The sequence below is a fragment of the Salmonella sp. NW177 genome, from assembly GCF_051811585.1.
Taxonomy (GTDB): Bacteria; Pseudomonadota; Gammaproteobacteria; order Enterobacterales; family Enterobacteriaceae; genus Salmonella; species Salmonella enterica.
Genome location: NZ_JAMMZV010000001.1, coordinates 443501 through 461231, shown reverse-complemented (window position 1 = coordinate 461231; position 17731 = coordinate 443501). Strand labels below are relative to the sequence as shown.

At 48.8% G+C, this 17731-nt stretch carries 21 protein-coding genes; 11 read left to right on the top strand and 10 right to left on the bottom strand.

Annotated features, from left to right (window positions below; all coding sequences use genetic code 11):
* Positions 1-44: 44 nt before the first annotated feature.
* From htpX to NA986_RS02455, 4 genes are all read right to left on the bottom strand, one after another.
* On the bottom strand, positions 45-926 hold the full coding sequence (gene htpX, locus NA986_RS02470; protein WP_000984498.1) for a protease HtpX: 882 nt from the start codon (positions 924-926) through the stop codon (positions 45-47).
* Between the two features lie 193 nt (positions 927-1119).
* Positions 1120-3168 (bottom strand): carboxy terminal-processing peptidase, encoded by a 2049-nt coding sequence (prc, locus tag NA986_RS02465; RefSeq protein WP_001091237.1) that lies wholly within the window; start codon positions 3166-3168, stop codon positions 1120-1122.
* A 19-nt stretch (positions 3169-3187) separates the two neighbouring features.
* Positions 3188-3874: an RNA chaperone ProQ gene (gene proQ / locus NA986_RS02460; protein WP_000431401.1), complete on the bottom strand. Its 687-nt coding sequence runs from the start codon at positions 3872-3874 to the stop codon at positions 3188-3190.
* Between the two features lie 97 nt (positions 3875-3971).
* Positions 3972-4469, bottom strand: coding sequence for a GAF domain-containing protein (locus NA986_RS02455; protein WP_001518229.1), 498 nt, complete (start codon positions 4467-4469; stop codon positions 3972-3974).
* Positions 4470-4597: 128 nt separating this feature from the next.
* Between NA986_RS02455 and yebS the strand changes: the two genes are divergently transcribed.
* The 5 genes from yebS (at position 4598) to NA986_RS02430 (ending at position 10655) form a co-directional block, all read left to right on the top strand.
* Positions 4598-5881 (top strand): membrane integrity lipid transport subunit YebS, encoded by a 1284-nt coding sequence (gene yebS, locus NA986_RS02450; RefSeq protein ID WP_001207294.1) that lies wholly within the window; start codon positions 4598-4600, stop codon positions 5879-5881.
* Entirely contained in the window at positions 5850-8483 is a 2634-nt protein-coding gene (locus NA986_RS02445; protein WP_001529852.1) for a PqiB family protein, read from the top strand. Before yebS ends, NA986_RS02445 begins: the two co-directional genes overlap by 32 nt.
* A gap of 77 nt (positions 8484-8560) precedes the next feature.
* Complete coding sequence (gene rsmF / locus NA986_RS02440) at positions 8561-10000, top strand: 16S rRNA (cytosine(1407)-C(5))-methyltransferase RsmF (protein ID WP_023216513.1); 1440 nt, start codon at positions 8561-8563, stop codon at positions 9998-10000.
* 116 nt (positions 10001-10116) lie between these two features.
* A complete protein-coding gene (locus tag NA986_RS02435; RefSeq protein WP_024131167.1) occupies positions 10117-10353 on the top strand; it encodes a YebV family protein in 237 nt (78 codons plus the stop codon).
* 110 nt (positions 10354-10463) lie between these two features.
* A complete protein-coding gene (locus NA986_RS02430) occupies positions 10464-10655 on the top strand; it encodes a YebW family protein (protein ID WP_000457838.1) in 192 nt (63 codons plus the stop codon).
* Between the two features lie 18 nt (positions 10656-10673).
* On the opposite strand, the gene pphA is transcribed toward NA986_RS02430, so the two are convergent.
* From pphA to sopE2, 4 genes are all read right to left on the bottom strand, one after another.
* Positions 10674-11324 (bottom strand): protein-serine/threonine phosphatase, encoded by a 651-nt coding sequence (gene pphA / locus NA986_RS02425; RefSeq protein WP_023216514.1) that lies wholly within the window; start codon positions 11322-11324, stop codon positions 10674-10676.
* A 16-nt stretch (positions 11325-11340) separates the two neighbouring features.
* Positions 11341-11556, bottom strand: a complete 216-nt coding sequence (locus NA986_RS02420; RefSeq protein ID WP_024147196.1) for a hypothetical protein — start codon at positions 11554-11556, stop codon at positions 11341-11343.
* Positions 11547-11711 carry a hypothetical protein gene (locus tag NA986_RS02415; protein WP_001134854.1) on the bottom strand — a complete coding sequence of 55 codons (165 nt, stop codon included), beginning with the start codon at positions 11709-11711 and terminating at the stop codon, positions 11547-11549. The genes NA986_RS02420 and NA986_RS02415 overlap by 10 nt, the downstream gene beginning before the upstream one ends.
* A gap of 284 nt (positions 11712-11995) precedes the next feature.
* Positions 11996-12718 carry an SPI-1 type III secretion system guanine nucleotide exchange factor SopE2 gene (gene sopE2 / locus NA986_RS02410; protein WP_058820973.1) on the bottom strand — a complete coding sequence of 241 codons (723 nt, stop codon included), beginning with the start codon at positions 12716-12718 and terminating at the stop codon, positions 11996-11998.
* A 684-nt stretch (positions 12719-13402) separates the two neighbouring features.
* On the opposite strand from sopE2, the gene NA986_RS02405 reads away from it, so the two are divergent.
* The 4 genes from NA986_RS02405 to NA986_RS02390 all read left to right on the top strand — a co-directional run bounded on the left by NA986_RS02405 (position 13403) and on the right by NA986_RS02390 (position 16036).
* Complete coding sequence (locus NA986_RS02405; RefSeq protein ID WP_000422887.1) at positions 13403-13798, top strand: DUF1398 domain-containing protein; 396 nt, start codon at positions 13403-13405, stop codon at positions 13796-13798.
* Positions 13799-14126: 328 nt separating this feature from the next.
* The gene (locus tag NA986_RS02400) at positions 14127-14603 is read left to right on the top strand and encodes a hypothetical protein (protein ID WP_023138823.1); all 477 of its coding nucleotides are present in this window, start codon (positions 14127-14129) and stop codon (positions 14601-14603) included.
* Between the two features lie 120 nt (positions 14604-14723).
* Positions 14724-14891 carry a hypothetical protein gene (locus NA986_RS02395; protein ID WP_165850592.1) on the top strand — a complete coding sequence of 56 codons (168 nt, stop codon included), beginning with the start codon at positions 14724-14726 and terminating at the stop codon, positions 14889-14891.
* A 362-nt stretch (positions 14892-15253) separates the two neighbouring features.
* Positions 15254-16036, top strand: coding sequence for a DUF2971 domain-containing protein (locus tag NA986_RS02390; protein ID WP_240890580.1), 783 nt, complete (start codon positions 15254-15256; stop codon positions 16034-16036).
* A 53-nt stretch (positions 16037-16089) separates the two neighbouring features.
* Here NA986_RS02390 and NA986_RS02385 read toward each other — a convergent pair whose 3' ends face one another.
* Complete coding sequence (locus NA986_RS02385; RefSeq protein ID WP_070793957.1) at positions 16090-16305, bottom strand: hypothetical protein; 216 nt, start codon at positions 16303-16305, stop codon at positions 16090-16092.
* 29 nt (positions 16306-16334) lie between these two features.
* Positions 16335-16634 carry a hypothetical protein gene (locus NA986_RS02380; RefSeq protein WP_000775226.1) on the bottom strand — a complete coding sequence of 100 codons (300 nt, stop codon included), beginning with the start codon at positions 16632-16634 and terminating at the stop codon, positions 16335-16337.
* A 178-nt stretch (positions 16635-16812) separates the two neighbouring features.
* Here NA986_RS02380 and NA986_RS02375 point away from each other — a divergent pair, with 178 nt between their 5' ends.
* Both NA986_RS02375 and NA986_RS02370 read left to right on the top strand, forming a co-directional pair.
* The gene (locus tag NA986_RS02375; protein ID WP_000558157.1) at positions 16813-17124 is read left to right on the top strand and encodes a type II toxin-antitoxin system HigB family toxin; all 312 of its coding nucleotides are present in this window, start codon (positions 16813-16815) and stop codon (positions 17122-17124) included.
* On the top strand, positions 17121-17540 hold the full coding sequence (locus NA986_RS02370) for a helix-turn-helix domain-containing protein (protein ID WP_000561389.1): 420 nt from the start codon (positions 17121-17123) through the stop codon (positions 17538-17540). The genes NA986_RS02375 and NA986_RS02370 overlap by 4 nt, the downstream gene beginning before the upstream one ends.
* The last annotated feature ends 191 nt before the right edge of the window (positions 17541-17731 follow it).

Genomic DNA, 17731 nt, shown 5'->3' with positions numbered 1-17731 from the left:
AAGCGCGTCATTCGACGCGCTTTTCATACTTGCCAGTGGGCTTATTATTTCAGGTACTCACCGCTACGCAGCGCTTCAATGCGTTTATCCAGCGGTGGGTGCGTCATAAACAGCTCGCTTAACGATTTCGATTTACCGTTAATACAAAACGCCATCATGCTGGTCGCTTCTTGCGGTTCGTAGCTGGTTTTCAGGCGCTGCAACGCGGCAATCATTTTTTCACGGCCTACCAGCTTCGCCGATCCCGCATCGGCATGAAACTCACGGTAACGGGAGAACCACATGGTGATAATGCTTGCCAGAATACCGAAGACCAGTTCCAGCACTGTCGCAACGGCGAAATAGATTAGCGGATTACCGTTACTTCCTTCGCCTTCATCACGGTTGCCGCCCAGAAAACCAGCAGCAATTTGCGCGATAATGCGCGAAATAAAGATAACGAAGGTGTTAACCACCCCCTGAATCAACGTCATCGTCACCATATCGCCATTGGCAATATGGCTGATTTCATGCGCAATGACGGCTTCCGCTTCGTCAGGGCTCATGTTTTGCAACAAACCGGTGCTCACAGCGACCAATGAGGCGTCACGGCGTGCGCCCGTCGCAAACGCGTTAATGTCCGGCGCATGGTAGATAGCAACCTGCGGCATGGCGATACCGGCCTGGCGCGCTTGCGTTGCTACGGTGTTCATCAACCAGCGTTCTCTTTCATTGCGAGGCTGTTCAATAACTTCCCCTCCTACGGATTTTAACGCCATCCATTTGGACATCAGCAATGAAATAAAAGAACCGCCAAAACCAAACAGCAGCGCCATGATCAGCAAGCCTTGCACGCTGCTCGACTGTATCCCTGTCAGGCTCAGAACCAGCCCGAAAACGACCATCACGGCCAGGTTCGTCAGCAGGAAGAGCGCGATTCGCATCATAATTTTCTTTTAACCTCAATTTAACAAAGCGCACTATGCGATTACCCACATCGTATGGGTCTTATGGCTATTTTCAAGCATCACCAGGCGGTAAGTCACGAGAAAAACACAACTTTACATTTTGTAGCATTATCCTGACGACTTCTGCGCTTGTTAAAAAAAAACAGGCACAATTTTTTGTGCCTGTTTAGCGTTACTTATTGGCTGCCGCCTGCTCCGCTGGTTTTTCTTTTTCAAGATGCGCCAGGTCCAGAGCAATCTTCACCGTTTCATCAAGGTACGGGTCCGGCTCCTGGTAATCCTTTGGCAGATCGTCCAGTTTCTTCAGCAACGGTTTACCCTCACGTTTAAACCGATCGTTAATACGCGCCAGACGCAGAGCGTCTTCTTCATTGTTCTCTTTCTCACGCTGCGCATAATTCAGAGAGACGATGTTGCGCTTATCCTTCATGGCATTGAAACGTGCGATATCCTTCATGATGTACTGAAACTCAGGATCTTTGGCGATACGCGCGTTGTGTTCTTTCAATAATTCCGGGCCAAACGGGGCCAAATCGTCCGATTTCACGTATTTCGCCGCATCAATGCTATCCCACGGCAAGGCGTTATCTTCAAATTTTTCTCCGGTTTCCGTCTCTTCATTGCCAGTCGGCATGATGATATCCGGCGTGACCCCTTTACGCTGCGTACTGCCGCCGTTGACACGGTAAAACTTCTGAATGGTGTACTGCACCGAACCCAGCGCAGGCCATTCCGGGCGAAGCATCTGATCGTAAATTCGGTTTAGCGAACGATATTGTTGTACCGTCCCTTTACCGAAGGTCGGCTCACCGACAATCAGCGCGCGCCCATAATCCTGCATCGCGGCAGCAAAGATTTCCGATGCCGAGGCACTGAAACGATCGACCAGCACCACCAGCGGGCCTTTGTAGTAGACCACGCCGTCGGTGTCGCTATCCTCACGCACTTTGCCGTTATTGTCGCGCACCTGAACTATCGGACCAGAAGGGATAAACAGACCGGAAAGCGAAACGGCTTCCGTCAGCGCCCCACCGCCGTTTGAACGCAGATCGATAACGATGCTGTTAACGTTCTGTTTTTCCAGCTTCTGAAGCTGAACTTTGACATCATCGGTCAAGCCGACATAGAAGCCTGGAATATCCAGTACGCCAACTTTTTCCTTGCCGACGGTTTTCACCGACATTTTAACCGCGCGATCTTCAAGACGAATCCGTTCACGCGTCAGCGTGATAATACGCGTTTTCGTCCCTTTGCCAGCCGGCAGTATTTCCAGTCGAACCTTGCTGCCTTTTGGCCCTTTGATCAGCGCCACCACATCGTCAAGACGCCAGCCAATGACGTCGACCATCGGCTTTCCGGCTTGCCCTACGCCGACGATACGATCGCCGACGCTAATCGACTTGCTCTTCGCTGCCGGGCCGCCGGCAACCAATGAGTTAATGACAGTATAATCGTCATCCATTTGCAGCACCGCGCCGATACCTTCCAGAGACAGGCTCATTTCGGTATTAAACTGCTCGGTATTGCGGGGAGAAAGATAATTCGTATGTGGGTCGATTTCACGCGCAAAAGCGGTCATCGCCAGCGAGAACACATCTTCACTGTTGGTCTGCGCCAGGCGACGAATAGCGAATTTGTAGCGACGCGTCAGCGTTTCGCGAATTTCTTTGTCGCTCTTGCCGGTGAGTTTCAGGCTGAGCTCATCGAATTTCACTTTGCCATCCCACAGCGCATTTAGCTCAGCCTCATCTTTCGGCCAGGGCGCTTTACTGCGGTCCAGGTTAAACGTATCGTTTCCGGTGAAATCCATTGGCCGTTCCAGCACTTTTAGCGCGTACTGGTAACGTTCAAACCGGCGCTTTTGCGCCAGGTTATAAAGATCGTAAAAAACATCCAGCTTACCCGTGCGCAGCTCATCGCCCAACACGGTTTTCTTTTTCGCAAACTGCTCGACATCGCTCGCCAACAAAACGTTGTGGCTATAGTCGAGAAGATTCAGATAGCGATCAAAAATCTTTGCCGAAAATGCCTCATCCAGATCGAACTGGCGATAATGGGAGCGGGTAAAACGCGACGTTACGCGCTCGCTCACCGTCGCATGTTGCGTCTCTTCCTTTAGTACGGGAATTTGATCGGCACGCGTAATATCTTCCACTGCGAAGGACTGGCCTGCTAATGCAAGCAGGCCAGCTAACGCGGTAAGCCTAAAAAAAGTGTTCATGCCAGGCCTGGCCTCCGTTTCAGAACACCAGGTGTTCTGCGCGTACAATCAAAGACATACCCGAATTCAGCTGTACACGGACACCATCTTTGGTGATTTCTAATACGGTGGCATCCATCGCATTATTACCCGCTTTCACCTTGAGGGACTGCCCTACGGTCAATACTGAAATATCAGAAACCGGCGTGTGCTTCTCTTCGCGAGGCGCACGCGGCGCTTTCGTCGTCGGTTTATCAGCGCGAGGTTTACGTTCAGCGCCTTCTTTACGACGCGCTACCGGGCGAGGTTTACGCTCGCGTCGCGGCGCGTCTTCTTTTTCGCCAGCCGCCGCGGCAGCTTCGCGTTTTTTCGCTTGCTGCTCTGCGCGCTGCGCCTGAACACGGGCTTTGGCTTCTTCAAGCTGCTTACGCGCATGTTCGACATGCTGTTCTTCCAGCTCGCCGCACGGATTGCCATCAAGGTCGACGCGCGTTGCGCCCGGCTTAACGCCGTACAGGTAACGCCAGCTTGAAGTATAAAGACGTAAAGCGGAACGAAGTTGCGTTTTGCTGAGGTTCATTTCGCCCCCAACTCGCTCTACCAGATCCTGAAAAATACCAATTTTCAGCGGGCGAGCTTCGCCTTCCGCACTAAAACAGTGAGGAAAACGCTCGGCCAGAAACGCGATAACTTCTTTACTGCTATTCAACTTAGGTTGATTTTCCATGAAATTTCCTGATTACAACGGACGTAGCCAACAAGCAGCAGGCATGAACAGGCGTCATTATAATGACGCCATCAGTAATTGCTACGTTATCCGTTGATTATCCTGCGACGCTCGCAAAGAATTTTTTGTAATCCGTCGTTGCAAGCACGGTTTCAAGCTGTGCGACCAGCGTACGCAGGCCGTGTTCATCTTCTTCGGTAAAACGGCCAAACGCCGTGCTATCTATATCCAGCACGCCGATAATCCGTTCGCCAACCGTGACAGGCAGCACAATTTCGGCGTTGCTGGCGGCATCACAGGCAATATGGCCGTCAAACGCATGAACATCATCAATACGTTGAACCTTATTCTGCGCTACCGCTGCGCCGCACACGCCGCGACCAACCGGAATCCGCACACAGGCGATTCGCCCCTGAAACGGCCCCAACACCAGCGTATCGCCTTCGAGGAGATAAAATCCCGCCCAGTTCACCTCGGTAAGACGTTCGAACAGTAGCGCGCTGGTATTCGCCAGCGTGGCCAGAAAGCTGGTTTCACCTGCCATTAACGACTGAAAATCGCGGTTTAACGCCGCGTATAGTTCTGTTTTGCTCATTATATAATCACTTCGTGGTCTTACTCCTAAACACAGGCTATTAAAATAAGCATTAAATGCGTTCTTGCTCAAGATTATTCCTGTCATGAGTTAAGATTACATTATTCTAACACTTTGATTCACGATACATGGCTCTGAACACCTCACACGTCACGCCAACAAAAAAGCTAACGATCAGGTCAATTAGCGAAGCGCTGCCGCGCAGCCACTACCAGCGCTGCCCTGAATGCGACATGCTGTTCAGCTTGCCGGAGATGAGCGCTCATCAAAGCGCTTATTGTCCTCGTTGCCAGGCTAAAATTCGCGATGGGCGCGACTGGTCGCTGACGCGGCTGACCGCGATGGCGGTAACCATGCTGCTATTGATGCCGTTTGCCTGGAGTGAACCGCTACTCCATATCTACCTGTTGGGCGTACGCATTGATGCCAATGTGATGCACGGCATCTGGCAAATGACGCAGCAGGGCGATCCGTTAACCGCCGCAATGGTGCTCTTTTGCGTGGTGGGCGCGCCGCTTATTCTGGTTTTTTCAATTGCTTACCTGTGGTTTGGCAGCCTTCTCGGCATGAATCTGCGTCCAGTCCTGCTGATGCTGGAAAAACTGAAAGAGTGGGTGATGCTGGACATCTATCTGGTCGGTATTGGCGTTGCCTCTATCAAAGTGCAGGACTATGCCTTTCTGCAGCCGGGCATCGGGCTTTTAGCGTTCGTCTCGTTGGTGGTTCTTAGCATTCTGACTATGATTCATCTGAATGTGGAGCAACTATGGGAACGATTTTATCCGCAGCGCCCTGCTCAACGTGCGGACGAAAGATTGCGCGTCTGTCTTGGCTGCCACTTTAGCGGCTATCCGGATGCGAAAGGACGCTGCCCGCGTTGTCATATTCCGCTACGGTTACGCAGAAAACAGAGCATACAGAAGTGTTGGGCGGCCTTGCTGGCGTCTATTGTTTTTTTGCTGCCGGCAAACCTGCTGCCTATCTCGGTAATCTACATTAATGGCGGGCGTCAGGAAGATACTATCCTGTCGGGCATTATGTCGCTTGCCAGCAGCAATATCGCCGTCGCCGCCGTCGTTTTTATCGCCAGTATTTTGGTGCCGTTTACCAAAGTCATCGTGATGTTTACGCTACTGTTGAGTATCCATTTTAAATGCCAACAGGGACTGCGGACGCGAATTCTGTTGCTGCGTCTGGTGACATGGATAGGCCGCTGGTCGATGCTGGATCTTTTCGTTATCTCGTTAACCATGTCTCTGATTAATCGCGATCAGATTCTGGCTTTTACTATGGGACCGGCTGCGTTTTATTTCGGCGCAGCGGTAATTTTGACTATTCTTGCAGTGGAATGGCTGGATAGCCGCTTACTTTGGGATGCACATGAGTCAGGAAACGCCCGCTTCGAAGACTGAAGCGCAAATTAAAACCAAACGCCGTATTTCACCTTTCTGGCTGCTACCGCTTATCGCGCTAATGATCGCGGGGTGGCTGGTATGGGATAGCTACCAGGATCGCGGCAATAGCGTGACTATCGATTTTATGTCGGCGGACGGTATCGTACCGGGCCGGACTCCCGTGCGTTATCAGGGAGTAGAAGTCGGCACCGTGGAAGATGTCAGTCTGAGCAAAGATCTGCGCAAAATTGAAGTTCGCGTCAGTATCAAATCAGATATGGAAGATGCGTTGCGCGAAGAGACGCAATTCTGGCTGGTGACGCCCAAAGCCTCGCTGGCGGGCGTTTCCGGCCTGGATGCGTTGGTCGGCGGGAATTACATCGGTATGATGCCAGGTAAAGGCAAGCCCAGGGATCATTTCGTCGCCCTGGATACACAGCCTAAATACCGGCTTAGCAACGGCGATCTGATGATTCATCTCAATGCGCCGGATCTCGGTTCGCTTAATAGCGGTTCACTGGTCTATTTCCGTAAAATCCCTGTCGGACGGGTGTATGACTATTCGATTAACCCTAACAAACAGGGCGTGACGATTGACGTTCTGATTGAGCGACGGTTTACCGATCTGGTGAAAAAAGGCAGCCGTTTCTGGAATGTCTCCGGCATTGACGCCGATCTAAGCCTGAGCGGCGCGAAGGTGAAACTGGAGAGCCTCGCGGCCCTGGTCAATGGCGCGATTGCGTTTGATTCGCCGGACAATTCCAAACCCGCCGCCCAGGATGACACGTTCGGCTTATATAAAGATTTAGCCCACAGCCAACGAGGGGTAATCGTTAAACTTGAGCTGCCCAGCGGAGACGGTCTGAAGGCGGAATCTACGCCGCTCATGTACCAGGGACTGGAGGTGGGTGAGCTTTCTAAACTGACGCTCAACCCTGGCGGTAAAGTCACCGGAGAGATGACCGTCGATCCCAGCGTTGTTCCGCTGATGCGGGAAAATACGCGTATTGAGTTACGCAATCCCAAACTGTCGCTAAGTGACGCGAATATCAGTTCGTTGTTAACCGGAAAAACCTTCGAGCTAGTGCCGGGCGACGGCGAACCGCGCAGTGAATTTGTGGTGGTGCCGGGTGAAAAAGCCCTGCTGCATGAGGCGAATGCCTTAACCCTGACGCTGACGGCCCCGGAAAGTTACGGTATCGAACCGGGCCAGCCGTTAATTTTACATGGTGTAAAAATTGGCCAGGTCATCGAGCGCAACTTATCCAGTAAAGGCGTGTCATTCACCGTCGCGATTGAACCGCAGCACCGGGATTTGGTACAGGGCGACAGTAAATTCGTGGTTAACAGCCGGGTGGATGTCAAAGTCGGCCTTGACGGCGTAGAGTTCCTCGGCGCCAGCGCCAGCGAGTGGATTGACGGCGGAATTCGTATTTTACCCGGTACGAGCGGGAAGATGAAATCCACCTACCCGCTCTATGCTAACCTGGAAAAAGCGCTGGAAAATAGCCTCAGTGACTTACCGACTACCACCTTAACGCTGACGGCCGAAACGTTGCCGGATGTCCAGGCAGGTTCCGTCGTGCTGTATCGAAAATTTGAAGTAGGCGAAGTCATCACCGTTCGCCCACGCGCCAATACCTTTGACATCGACCTGCATATTAAGCCGGAGTATCGCCACCTGTTAACCAGCAATAGCGTGTTCTGGGCGGAAGGCGGCGCGAAAGTGCAACTTAACGGCAGCGGCCTAACGGTACAGGCCTCGCCACTCTCCCGCGCGCTGAAAGGGGCCATTAGTTTTGATAACCTGAGCGGCGCCAGCGCCAGTCGGCGCAAAGGCGATAAACGCATTCTTTATGCTTCAGAAACTTCCGCCCGCGCGGTAGGCGGACAAATTACGCTGCACGCGTTCGACGCCGGAAAATTGGCGGAAGGGATGCCCATTCGTTACCTCGGTATTGATATCGGCCAGATCCAGACGCTGGAATTGATCACCGCACGTAATGAAGTGCAGGCAAAAGCCGTACTTTATCCGGAGTATGTACAGACATTTGCCCGCGCCGGGACACGTTTTTCCGTTATTACGCCACAAATTTCCGCGGCGGGCGTCGAGCATCTGGATACGATTCTCCAGCCCTATATTAACGTTGAGCCAGGACGCGGCGCGGCGCGGCGCGACTTTGAACTGCAGGAAGCCACGATTACCGACTCACGCTATCTGGATGGGTTAAGCATCGTCGTGGAGGCGCCAGAAGCTGGCTCGCTTAATATTGGCACCCCCGTCCTGTTCCGCGGTATCGAAGTGGGAACGGTCACCGGAATGTCCCTGGGGTCGCTCTCCGATCGCGTGATGATCACCTTGCGTATCAGTAAGCGTTACCAATATCTGGTGCGTAATAACTCCGTATTCTGGCTTGCCTCCGGCTATAGTCTCGACTTTGGTCTGACAGGCGGCGTGGTGAAAACGGGGACATTTAATCAATTCATCCGTGGCGGTATCGCCTTCGCTACTCCACCTGGTACGCCGCTGGCGCCAAAAGCGCAAGCCGGTAAGCATTTCCTGTTACAAGAGAGCGAACCGAAAGAGTGGCGTGAATGGGGCACCGCTCTGCCACGTTAAACACCAGGCTCCGGCGTACTCGCGCCGGAGCGTTTTATGCTACACTGCGCGCCTGTTTTTTTGCCGGCGATACACCTGTGGCTCAACACGCTGTCTATTTTCCTGACGCTTTTCTGACGCAAATGCGTGAAGCAATGCCTTCCACGCTCTCTTTTGATGAATTTATTTCGGCCTGCCAACGCCCGTTGCGCCGCAGTATACGCATCAATACGCTTAAAATCTCCGTGGCTGATTTCCTTGCCCTAATCGAGCCCTACGGCTGGTCGCTCACGCCAATTCCGTGGTGTCATGAAGGATTCTGGATCGAGCGCGATGATGAAGAGGCATTGCCGCTTGGCAGTACCGCTGAGCATTTAAGCGGCCTGTTTTACATTCAGGAGGCCAGTTCGATGCTGCCGGTCGCGGCCCTGTTCGCCGATGATAATCATCCGCAGCGGGTCATGGATATGGCAGCGGCGCCTGGCTCCAAAACCACGCAGATCGCTGCCCGCATGGGGAACCACGGCGCCATTCTGGCCAACGAATTTTCGGCCAGCCGCGTCAAAGTTCTGCACGCTAATATCAGCCGATGTGGAATCGCCAATACCGCACTGACGCATTTCGATGGCCGCGTATTTGGCGCTGCGTTACCGGAGATGTTTGACGCTATCCTGCTGGATGCGCCCTGCTCTGGCGAAGGCGTAGTACGTAAAGATCCTGATGCGCTAAAAAACTGGTCGCCAGAAAGCAATCTGGATATCGCGGCGACACAGCGGGAACTGCTCGACAGCGCTTTTCATGCTTTACGACCCGGCGGCACTCTGGTCTACTCCACCTGCACGTTAAATCGCCAGGAAAACGAAGAGGTCTGCCTCTGGCTGAAAGAGACCTACGCCGACGCCGTTGAATTTTTGCCGCTGGGTGATCTGTTTCCTGACGCTGACCGCGCCCTCACCCCGGAAGGCTTCCTGCACGTCTTCCCGCAAATTTACGACTGCGAAGGATTCTTCGTCGCACGTCTGCGTAAAATGTCATCCCTTCCAGCCATGCCCGCGCCGGGGTATAAAGTGGGGACGTTTCCTTTTACCCCCCTCAAAGGCCGCGAAGCATTACACGTTACCCAGGCGGCCAACGCCGTCGGACTGCTATGGGATGAAAATCTCCATCTTTGGCAGCGTGAAAAAGAGGTCTGGCTGTTCCCGGCAGAGATTGAATCACTGATCGGAAAAATCCGTTTTTCCCGGCTCGGCATTAAGCTGGCCGAAAGTCATAATAAAGGCTATCGCTGGCAACATGAGGCGACGATAGCCCTTGCCTGCCCGACTCATGCTCACGCGTTCGAACTTTCTGCGCAAGAGGCGGAGGAGTGGTATCGCGGTCGGGATATTTATCCGCAAACACCCCCTGCCGCTGATGATGTCCTGGTGACGTTCCAGCGTCAGCCGCTTGGTCTGGCAAAACGTATCGGCTCAAGAATAAAGAACAGTTACCCGCGTGAACTGGTACGTGATGGCAAACTCTTTACTGGTAATAGCTAAAAGTGCACAAAAAAACCGCACTTTTTGACTGGCGCTTTTGCGTACGTTGACTACGCTGAAAAATGGACGGCTAAACTGGTCGTACCACAATTAGCGTATTAACGGAGAGCACGATGATGAAAACCAGTGTGCGCATTGGCGCTTTTGAAATCGACGATGCCGAATTACATGGCGAATCGCCGGGGGAGCGAACGTTAACAATCCCCTGTAAATCCGATCCGGATTTATGTATGCAACTGGACGCCTGGGATGCCGAAACCAGCGTTCCCGCCATTCTCAACGGGGAACATTCCGTTTTGTTCCGTAATCATTACGATCCTAAATCTGATGCCTGGGTCATGCGTCTTGCCTGACTCAAAAAGAACCCGTCGCCAGGCGGGTTATTTATTCTTCCTTTTCTCATTTCCCCCCTGCGCTAACCTCTCCTACACTATCGTGTAAAGTAGTTAACATTGAGGATGTAATGTTCGCGCTGGTACTTTTTGTATGTTACCTGGATGGAGGATGCGAGGATATTGTCGTGGACATCTACGATACCGAGCAGCAGTGTCTTTATTCGATGGACGATCAACGGATTCGCCATGGCGGCTGTTTTCCGGTAGAGGATTTTATCGACGGCTTCTGGCGACCTGCGCAGCAATATAGCGATTTTTAACCCTGGTCGCTGATACCGCTATTGTATCCGCGCTAACGTCAATTGCCCGCCAAATACCGCGCCCGTATCAATATAGTGTACGTTGGCAAAATCCATGCGCCGACGCAACGGCGTATGGCCAAACCAAAAATGATCGGCACCGCTAATCCCGCCGCGCTTATTTATGAGTCGTTCGCGGCTCCAGAGAACCTGATGTAAATCGACCTTTTTTTGCCATTGATAGGTTGACGCGGGGTAATCAGCATGAGCGATCACATGCGTGCTATGGCGGCAGCGAACTTCCAGTATCCAGGGCAGTCGCTGACAAAGGATAAAAAGCGCTTCAGCTTGCGCAGCGTGTTCAGCCGTCAGGCGGGTAAACCAGTCGCCACCATTCATCAACCACAGCGTCGACTGCGATGAGGCCCGCGCATCCAGCGCCATTTGTTCATGATTGCCGCGAACCGCCGTCATCCAGGACTCACGCAGTAAAGCCAGGCAACCCAGGCTGTCCGGGCCTCTATCAATGATATCGCCCACAGAAACTAACAAGTCTTGTTGCGGATCAAATCGACACTCACGTAACCTTTTCATTAACATTGAAAAACAGCCGTGAATATCGCCGACCACCCAGACATGCCGCCAATTCTTTGCCTCTATTCGCTGATAAACCTCTTCAGGCCGCATCATGTTTTCCTGTCGTTCATTACCCAGGACAGATATAAAAAGATAGCGTGTGCAGATTTTTTTGCTTAGTAAACGTGATCTGTTGTAAATAGCGAATTTCATCAGTAGTGAGTAAATGCTTTGTTATCATCGCACTAAAATATAACTGACTGCGCCAGGGGAGTGTTATCCCCTGGCGCAGCGAGCTACTCACTATCGCCTGTTCACCTTCAATATTCTTCCTCCTTAAAAGCATGCCAAAAACATAAACCACATATCGACACCACAGACTTCAGCACACTCTTGAGCTGAGTGAGTTGCAAGGCAAACCAGCGCCAATGCAGGTGTCGTTACCGTGGCGACCATCACCCCCACAAACAGGAGCAGCATAATTTTTTTTAAAGGCGGCATAACCTCTCCTGACAGTTAACAGACCATTAATCCTTATCGAGACATCATCCGTGCGCGGGTATCATAGACTTAACAACACGCAGCGTTACAAAAAAAACTGTCTGGTTATGTAGGTATTTAGGGTAATAACAATTATTTTAAGTTTTAAGGGTATCCATTTTATTTTTATATTAAAATAAAGATGGCGACGTTTTGTTAAAAGCGTCGCCATAAAAATGAATATATACTTTCAGAAAATCTGCTATTAATTCATACGGTTAATAGCAGTATTGTGTTTGCTATCTTCAGGAGGCATTCTGAAGATGCTTATTCGCAATATTTTCTATAGTTAACTGAAATTGTTGTGGCGTCGGCATCGTCCCCTTATTAAACAGCGGCGCAACCTCTTTCATAACGATTTTCTCAGCATACGCTTTAAAAGACACCTGCTGATTATGATTTATAAACATATGCGGATATTTAATGCTCGCTGCAGCAATGAGGGGGACGACAAAAGGATTCGCTCCTGCCCCACCTGGAGTAAATACGCCGTTTTTTATCTCCCCAGGTAGCCCCGCATTCTGCGCAGCCTCTCCTATCTCTTTCAGAAAGGGGGTAATACTGACCCCTTTACTGATGAGTAATTTACAACAGTGATCTTTATTATTACTGTACACGGCTGATAACATGGCTTCGCATGTCTGACGAGCATAGGCCGGATCTTTACTCGCATTACCTTTGATATCCAGGCTATTGAGCTTTTGCAGCATAAAATCTTTAACAGTTTTACTGGTTAATACTGCCCTACCCTCAGAGGCGCTCCCACGATGAAAATGGCTAGTCGGTATGTCTGTTTGCAGATGCAGGCTCAAGCGATCTGACAGACTCGTCGACAGGCTGATAAAGCTATTTCTAACGGCAGTAATACTTTTTGCAAAAATGTCCTTCTCCGTTGTTTTTTCTTTTACTGGTTCAACGTCACTTCTATGGATTCTGTAGTGCTGGGTGGATAGTGTTATGTTAGTCACGGTAGTTCTCCTTTTAGATAACTATGCATAGCTACACTTTATTTATATTTCTTGCTTTCAAAAAATAGCCACCTTCGCCACAATCATTTTTATTCATTGATCTGTATAAATTTTATTTTCCTGATGAATTTTGTTCTTCTGTCACTTAGCCCGTTTTTTTTCGGCGCAAGGTGATCGACTTTTATCGAGGAACATTTTTGCCGGGACAATCCTGAACAGGCAAAACATCACTTCAATTCAACTGCTGCGTCACGCAAAAACATTCATGAATATTATTATTTATGCTGATGTTGTTACGATTTTGCCCCCATTCAAACGCTGACTGTCAGTTATCCTGCCAGCGAGTTAGCTGCTTTTTCAAAACCTATAAAGTCGCCACGCCAAACCTCTCCGCCACTGTAATCCTTATCTAAATATCAATTAATTAACTGATTTTTATATATTATGACTTTTCATGGCGTTCAGAAAAACTACAAATGAAATGGATTGACTCATCTATTAGTGGTCAAAAAAATGCGCTACGAGAAATAATCAGTAACAATTGCAACACTATTCCAATCATAACGTAAACTATATGATACCAGACGATTATTATTGCTTTTAGGTAACATCTTTGTATGGCTGCTTTTAAGTAACAATACTCTAACACAACATATAACATTATAACTTACAATAGGTTAACAAATGGAATTACAGCTTATGCTTAACCACTTTTTCGAGCGCGTCAGAAAGGATGCAAATTTCAACGCATTTCTAATCGATCTGGAATATAATAATATCGCTTATTACATCTATTTTGTTGCTACCGGCAATGTGAAAATTATCACTCATGCAGGCCACTTCATTTCTATTAAAAGCAATAGAAAGCTGATTAAAGTCAATTCAACACCGAATACGCAATTAATAAAATTGACTTCAGCCAAACACTTTTCGGGGGAGCATTCCTATGAAAAATACTGTACCGATCTGGCAACAGCAGGCGTTTTTAAATGGATTGTGGAATTAAACCAAAAAACTCGACAATACTGGTCGAAAGACAACCAATTATTATATATAGAAAATGTGGTCATGCCGCTTTAACAAGCCAGGGTAATAATAGCGTCAGTCGTGACATCCGGCGTGTTGCGACTGCGGGTTATCCATTTAGAGACCATAATGAGAGTCTGACTGCGAGAGTTACCCTGTGCAGTCCGACCGACGCAGCAACGTTTGACACGATGCTCGACAATAGCATCTCCTGATGCAGGAGAAATGATATTCAAAGCGATATCGACTAAAAGCTCAAAATATTTGCCTGCTATTTATATTCTATCTAATTAATACCCTCCAGGAAGTGTGGCATAATTGCAGAATCTGTCAGGATTCCGGGAACATACCGGAGCGTAATCGAAAAACCATCTGGAGATGTATGAGCAAGGATGAAATCAGTTATCAAATTCTTTACCGGTACTCTCTGGAAAAGCTGTACAGTACTCTTACCAGAAGAGTAGATAACCTGCTGTCATTCGCCCTCGTTTTTCTCGGGGTCGGCGTCACCATAAACGTCGGGAGTCCCTTTATTCTGGGGCCAGGCATTGTGGGTATCGCCATACTAAAAAGAGTACTCCGCTTCGGCACGCGATCAGCACAGGCCGACCGGCAGTCCCGCGCCTGGCTGAAACTTTTTAATACTCAGCACCGCTTTCCTTCAGATAAAACACTGTTCCTTGCCTTCACATCGCTTGAGCAAGACGCGAGCGAAGTATGGTCCATGCTTATTGGTCCTGCCATCGTCATGACTGAGACCGCCCTCGGAAAAACGCCCATTGAGCCATTGACGGCGTGTGAAAAACTCTGCGCATTTTTGAGTGGCGCGACGAAATCCCAGCCAGCAGCTCGCAATTGACCTGTCTTCTAAACGTCTGTGCCATACCACAGAGATTTAGTACAAAATTAATTACGTTTATGTGGAGTGATCTCCTCCTAATATCGAACTGTACGAGCGCGACATACTGGCGAACGTGGAATGAGCTGCTCCTTGTTGATGGGGAATGTGGAACCGGTGCTGATGTGCGGGGAAAAGCCTGGGGAGTTCTGCCACCGGCAACTGGTTGCACGATGGTTCCGACGTGAGCTGGGAATTGCGGTTGAAGAGTGCGATCCTCGGGCCACGCCGCAGTTTGATTTGTTCTGAGCCTTTTCGGTTTCAGCGGTGCGCTTCTGCCGATAATTTTGGATGAGTCGGTTTTGGTTAATTATTCGCCTTCAGATGAGGTTGTTATTTCACATAAAATAACAAAAAAAGCACGTATAACATTATTTACACATGTACAAGTGAAACATAATCAGAGAAGATACATCATGTTTTATTAATTTACTGCAAATATAAAATTTATGAACATACCATCATCATTATATAAATATACTACGTTTGACAGTGCCACTCGCATTATACAGAATCAGAGTTTCAGATGGTCATCTATCCTCGACTTTAACGATCCATTTGAGTCAAGATTTCACCTCGATGAAAAAAATGAAAGCAACGCAATAAGATTAATGGCTATAGCTTCATCAATCACTTGCAGACTGCTAACACCAAACGACACAAACACCATATATGAACAATTTAAAGAGAAAAGACCGGGTAAACATCAAGAACTAGTGAAAGCAAATAACATCATAAACACTTCAATTCAATTGTTCATTGAAAATAAGACAGTCGATAATTATTTAAATATAGAGAAAGCTATAAGGCATAGCATGTCAATTTCAGACATAATGGAGAAAACCATATATGGATATAAAGGATTTATCGACGCAACTCATAAAATAATCAAAGAAAAATTCGGTGTTTTATGTTTAAGTAAAATACCGAACAACCATTTAATGTGGTCTCATTACGCACAAAACCATACAGGCATTATGTTCGAAATCGATATAGAAAAACTAAAAGAATGCACTGTAATCGCTAACACACTAAAAAAAATAAAGTACACAGAACAATTCCCTGAGATAACCTTTGAAATGATTAAGGGCATGAATAAGGAGTTATTCCCCGAAGAAGCCAAAAAGCTTTTTGAAGTATTGCTTTTGACAAAGCAAGAAATTTGGAATTATGAAAATGAATACAGATCAATAATACCAATAAAAAATCTTGCTGAAAACGGACTATTCTCTCTCCCGAAAGAATGCTTCAAATCAGTTACACTTGGCTGCGCTATGCAGGAACAGGATAGGAATAAAATATTATGTATGATTCATAATCATTTACCCGAAACTAGTATATTCGAAAATAAAATAAACAAAAGAAATTACAGTTTAGACCATCTTAAAGTCTGACGAAATAGGCAAACATTTGGCAAAGAGCGCCAACCCCTGACGCTCTGTAGTGGTTACTGGGCAGTAGTTGTGCTGGTCGTCTGCTGCTCACACACTCCACCACCAGAATTAATACACCCACCGTTCGCTATAACCGCACTGGTTTCCGGCGCCACAGCAACATGCTTCACCGTCGTCCCGTTAGGGCCAGTTGCTTCGGTGTAAGTCGAGTACGCCGATAACGCGCACAGCGAAACCGCTGCGAGTACAGCTAATACGGTTTTTTTCATTTGGATTTCCTCGGTCAGAATTTACAAGATCACTTTTTCGCGATCATCGTCATTACCTTGTGCTCAACAGCCTGAACGAACCGGCCACCGGCCCAGCCAGCGATTGAACAGACACTCCCCGCTGTTTCAGCGCTCCAGTTAAAGCGGATGGCAATGAGGATTGCCAGCAGCCCGGCGAACGACGCGACGATCAGTTGCAGAATGACACCAATGACAGTGACATCATCACCCACGAGCACACAAAACGCTGAATGTGCAATAGAGCCAAGCCAGATACAGCCGAGCCAGAAGTATGCGGCCCAGGGCCAGTTAAGTTCAGGAAGTTTCATTGTCTGTCCGTTGATGGAAAGCGCCTCACCCACGGTGTCAGGGTATGTGATATGTAGGTGGCTGATTGGGCGGATGCGTAATTGAAGTGTGTTCAAAATTAAACCGTTCACATATTGTAAACGGAAAGCATCACTGGTATAATGTTCACATAATGTAAACAGGCAGGTTTAACGCATAATGCATGTCATATCAAAAGAGCCTTTTGATGAAGCGGCAAGACGATATCCCAATGACTCGTTAGCCATAAAAGCCCTGTATCGCTTAGTCCGCGAAAAAGATTTCTCTTCTCCGGCAGAGCTACGAAAGGTCATACCGAGTCTCGATAACTTTAAGTACCGTAACAAGTGGTGGGTACTGGATGTCGGAGGCAACAACCTGAGGGTGATCGCTTACATCAACTTTATAAACAAACGCTTTTATGTGAAACACATCGCCACTCACGCTGAATATGACAAGCTGACCCGCTACTACAGGGAGAATAAAGAATGATTGCCAACACCGCAAAAGCTATCGAAGCCACAAAGGCGCTGGTCGCCGCCGTTCCTTTCCTGGGTGGCAGCGCGTCAGAGAAAGATTATCGTGATGCGCTGGCGCTGGTTGATTATCTTATCGAAAATGACGATGAAAACCCGCTGATTGACTTCCTGGCAAGCAAAATTGCCGAGTACGAAGATAACAGCAAGCAGTTCGCCGAGTTCAACAAATCTGTTGCTGAAATGCCGGTTGGCGTTGCCCTGCTGCGCACGCTAATTGACCAGTACAAACTCTCATACTCAGATCTTAAAGAAGAAATCGGTTCCAAATCACTGGTAAGTCAGATCCTGTCCGGACAGCGCTCGTTAACGATTACGCACATCAAAGCGCTTTCAGCACGATTTGGCGTGAAACCTGAGTGGTTCTTATAAAACAACGCTTAGCAGTGGAAGCTGCTATTTGCCCTCACTTCCATTGGATGGTTTTGATGTGATCTGCAGAAAAAGATTGCCGCCAGGACATTTTCTGGCGGCGTATTACCTCACCTGATATCGTTGCGATGCGAAAGTAACCAGATAAAAGGAGAGATAGATCATGAACGATATACCAGTAGATGGCCCGG

Coding starts and splice junctions, on each gene's coding strand:
- NA986_RS02400 (WP_023138823.1), top strand. CDS start 14,127: ATGAGCAAGGATGAAATCAGTTATCAAATTCTTTACCGGTACTCTCTG.
- NA986_RS02395 (WP_165850592.1), top strand. CDS start 14,724: ATGAGCTGCTCCTTGTTGATGGGGAATGTGGAACCGGTGCTGATGTGC.
- NA986_RS02415 (WP_001134854.1), bottom strand. CDS start 11,711: ATGCCGCCTTTAAAAAAAATTATGCTGCTCCTGTTTGTGGGGGTGATG.
- proQ (WP_000431401.1), bottom strand. CDS start 3,874: ATGGAAAATCAACCTAAGTTGAATAGCAGTAAAGAAGTTATCGCGTTT.
- NA986_RS02430 (WP_000457838.1), top strand. CDS start 10,464: ATGTTCGCGCTGGTACTTTTTGTATGTTACCTGGATGGAGGATGCGAG.
- htpX (WP_000984498.1), bottom strand. CDS start 926: ATGATGCGAATCGCGCTCTTCCTGCTGACGAACCTGGCCGTGATGGTC.
- NA986_RS02435 (WP_024131167.1), top strand. CDS start 10,117: ATGAAAACCAGTGTGCGCATTGGCGCTTTTGAAATCGACGATGCCGAA.
- NA986_RS02390 (WP_240890580.1), top strand. CDS start 15,254: ATGGCTATAGCTTCATCAATCACTTGCAGACTGCTAACACCAAACGAC.
- NA986_RS02370 (WP_000561389.1), top strand. CDS start 17,121: ATGATTGCCAACACCGCAAAAGCTATCGAAGCCACAAAGGCGCTGGTC.
- NA986_RS02455 (WP_001518229.1), bottom strand. CDS start 4,469: ATGAGCAAAACAGAACTATACGCGGCGTTAAACCGCGATTTTCAGTCG.
- pphA (WP_023216514.1), bottom strand. CDS start 11,324: ATGATGCGGCCTGAAGAGGTTTATCAGCGAATAGAGGCAAAGAATTGG.
- prc (WP_001091237.1), bottom strand. CDS start 3,168: ATGAACACTTTTTTTAGGCTTACCGCGTTAGCTGGCCTGCTTGCATTA.
- NA986_RS02375 (WP_000558157.1), top strand. CDS start 16,813: ATGCATGTCATATCAAAAGAGCCTTTTGATGAAGCGGCAAGACGATAT.
- NA986_RS02405 (WP_000422887.1), top strand. CDS start 13,403: ATGGAATTACAGCTTATGCTTAACCACTTTTTCGAGCGCGTCAGAAAG.
- NA986_RS02380 (WP_000775226.1), bottom strand. CDS start 16,634: ATGAAACTTCCTGAACTTAACTGGCCCTGGGCCGCATACTTCTGGCTC.
- NA986_RS02445 (WP_001529852.1), top strand. CDS start 5,850: ATGAGTCAGGAAACGCCCGCTTCGAAGACTGAAGCGCAAATTAAAACC.
- NA986_RS02420 (WP_024147196.1), bottom strand. CDS start 11,556: ATGCTTTTAAGGAGGAAGAATATTGAAGGTGAACAGGCGATAGTGAGT.
- NA986_RS02385 (WP_070793957.1), bottom strand. CDS start 16,305: ATGAAAAAAACCGTATTAGCTGTACTCGCAGCGGTTTCGCTGTGCGCG.
- yebS (WP_001207294.1), top strand. CDS start 4,598: ATGGCTCTGAACACCTCACACGTCACGCCAACAAAAAAGCTAACGATC.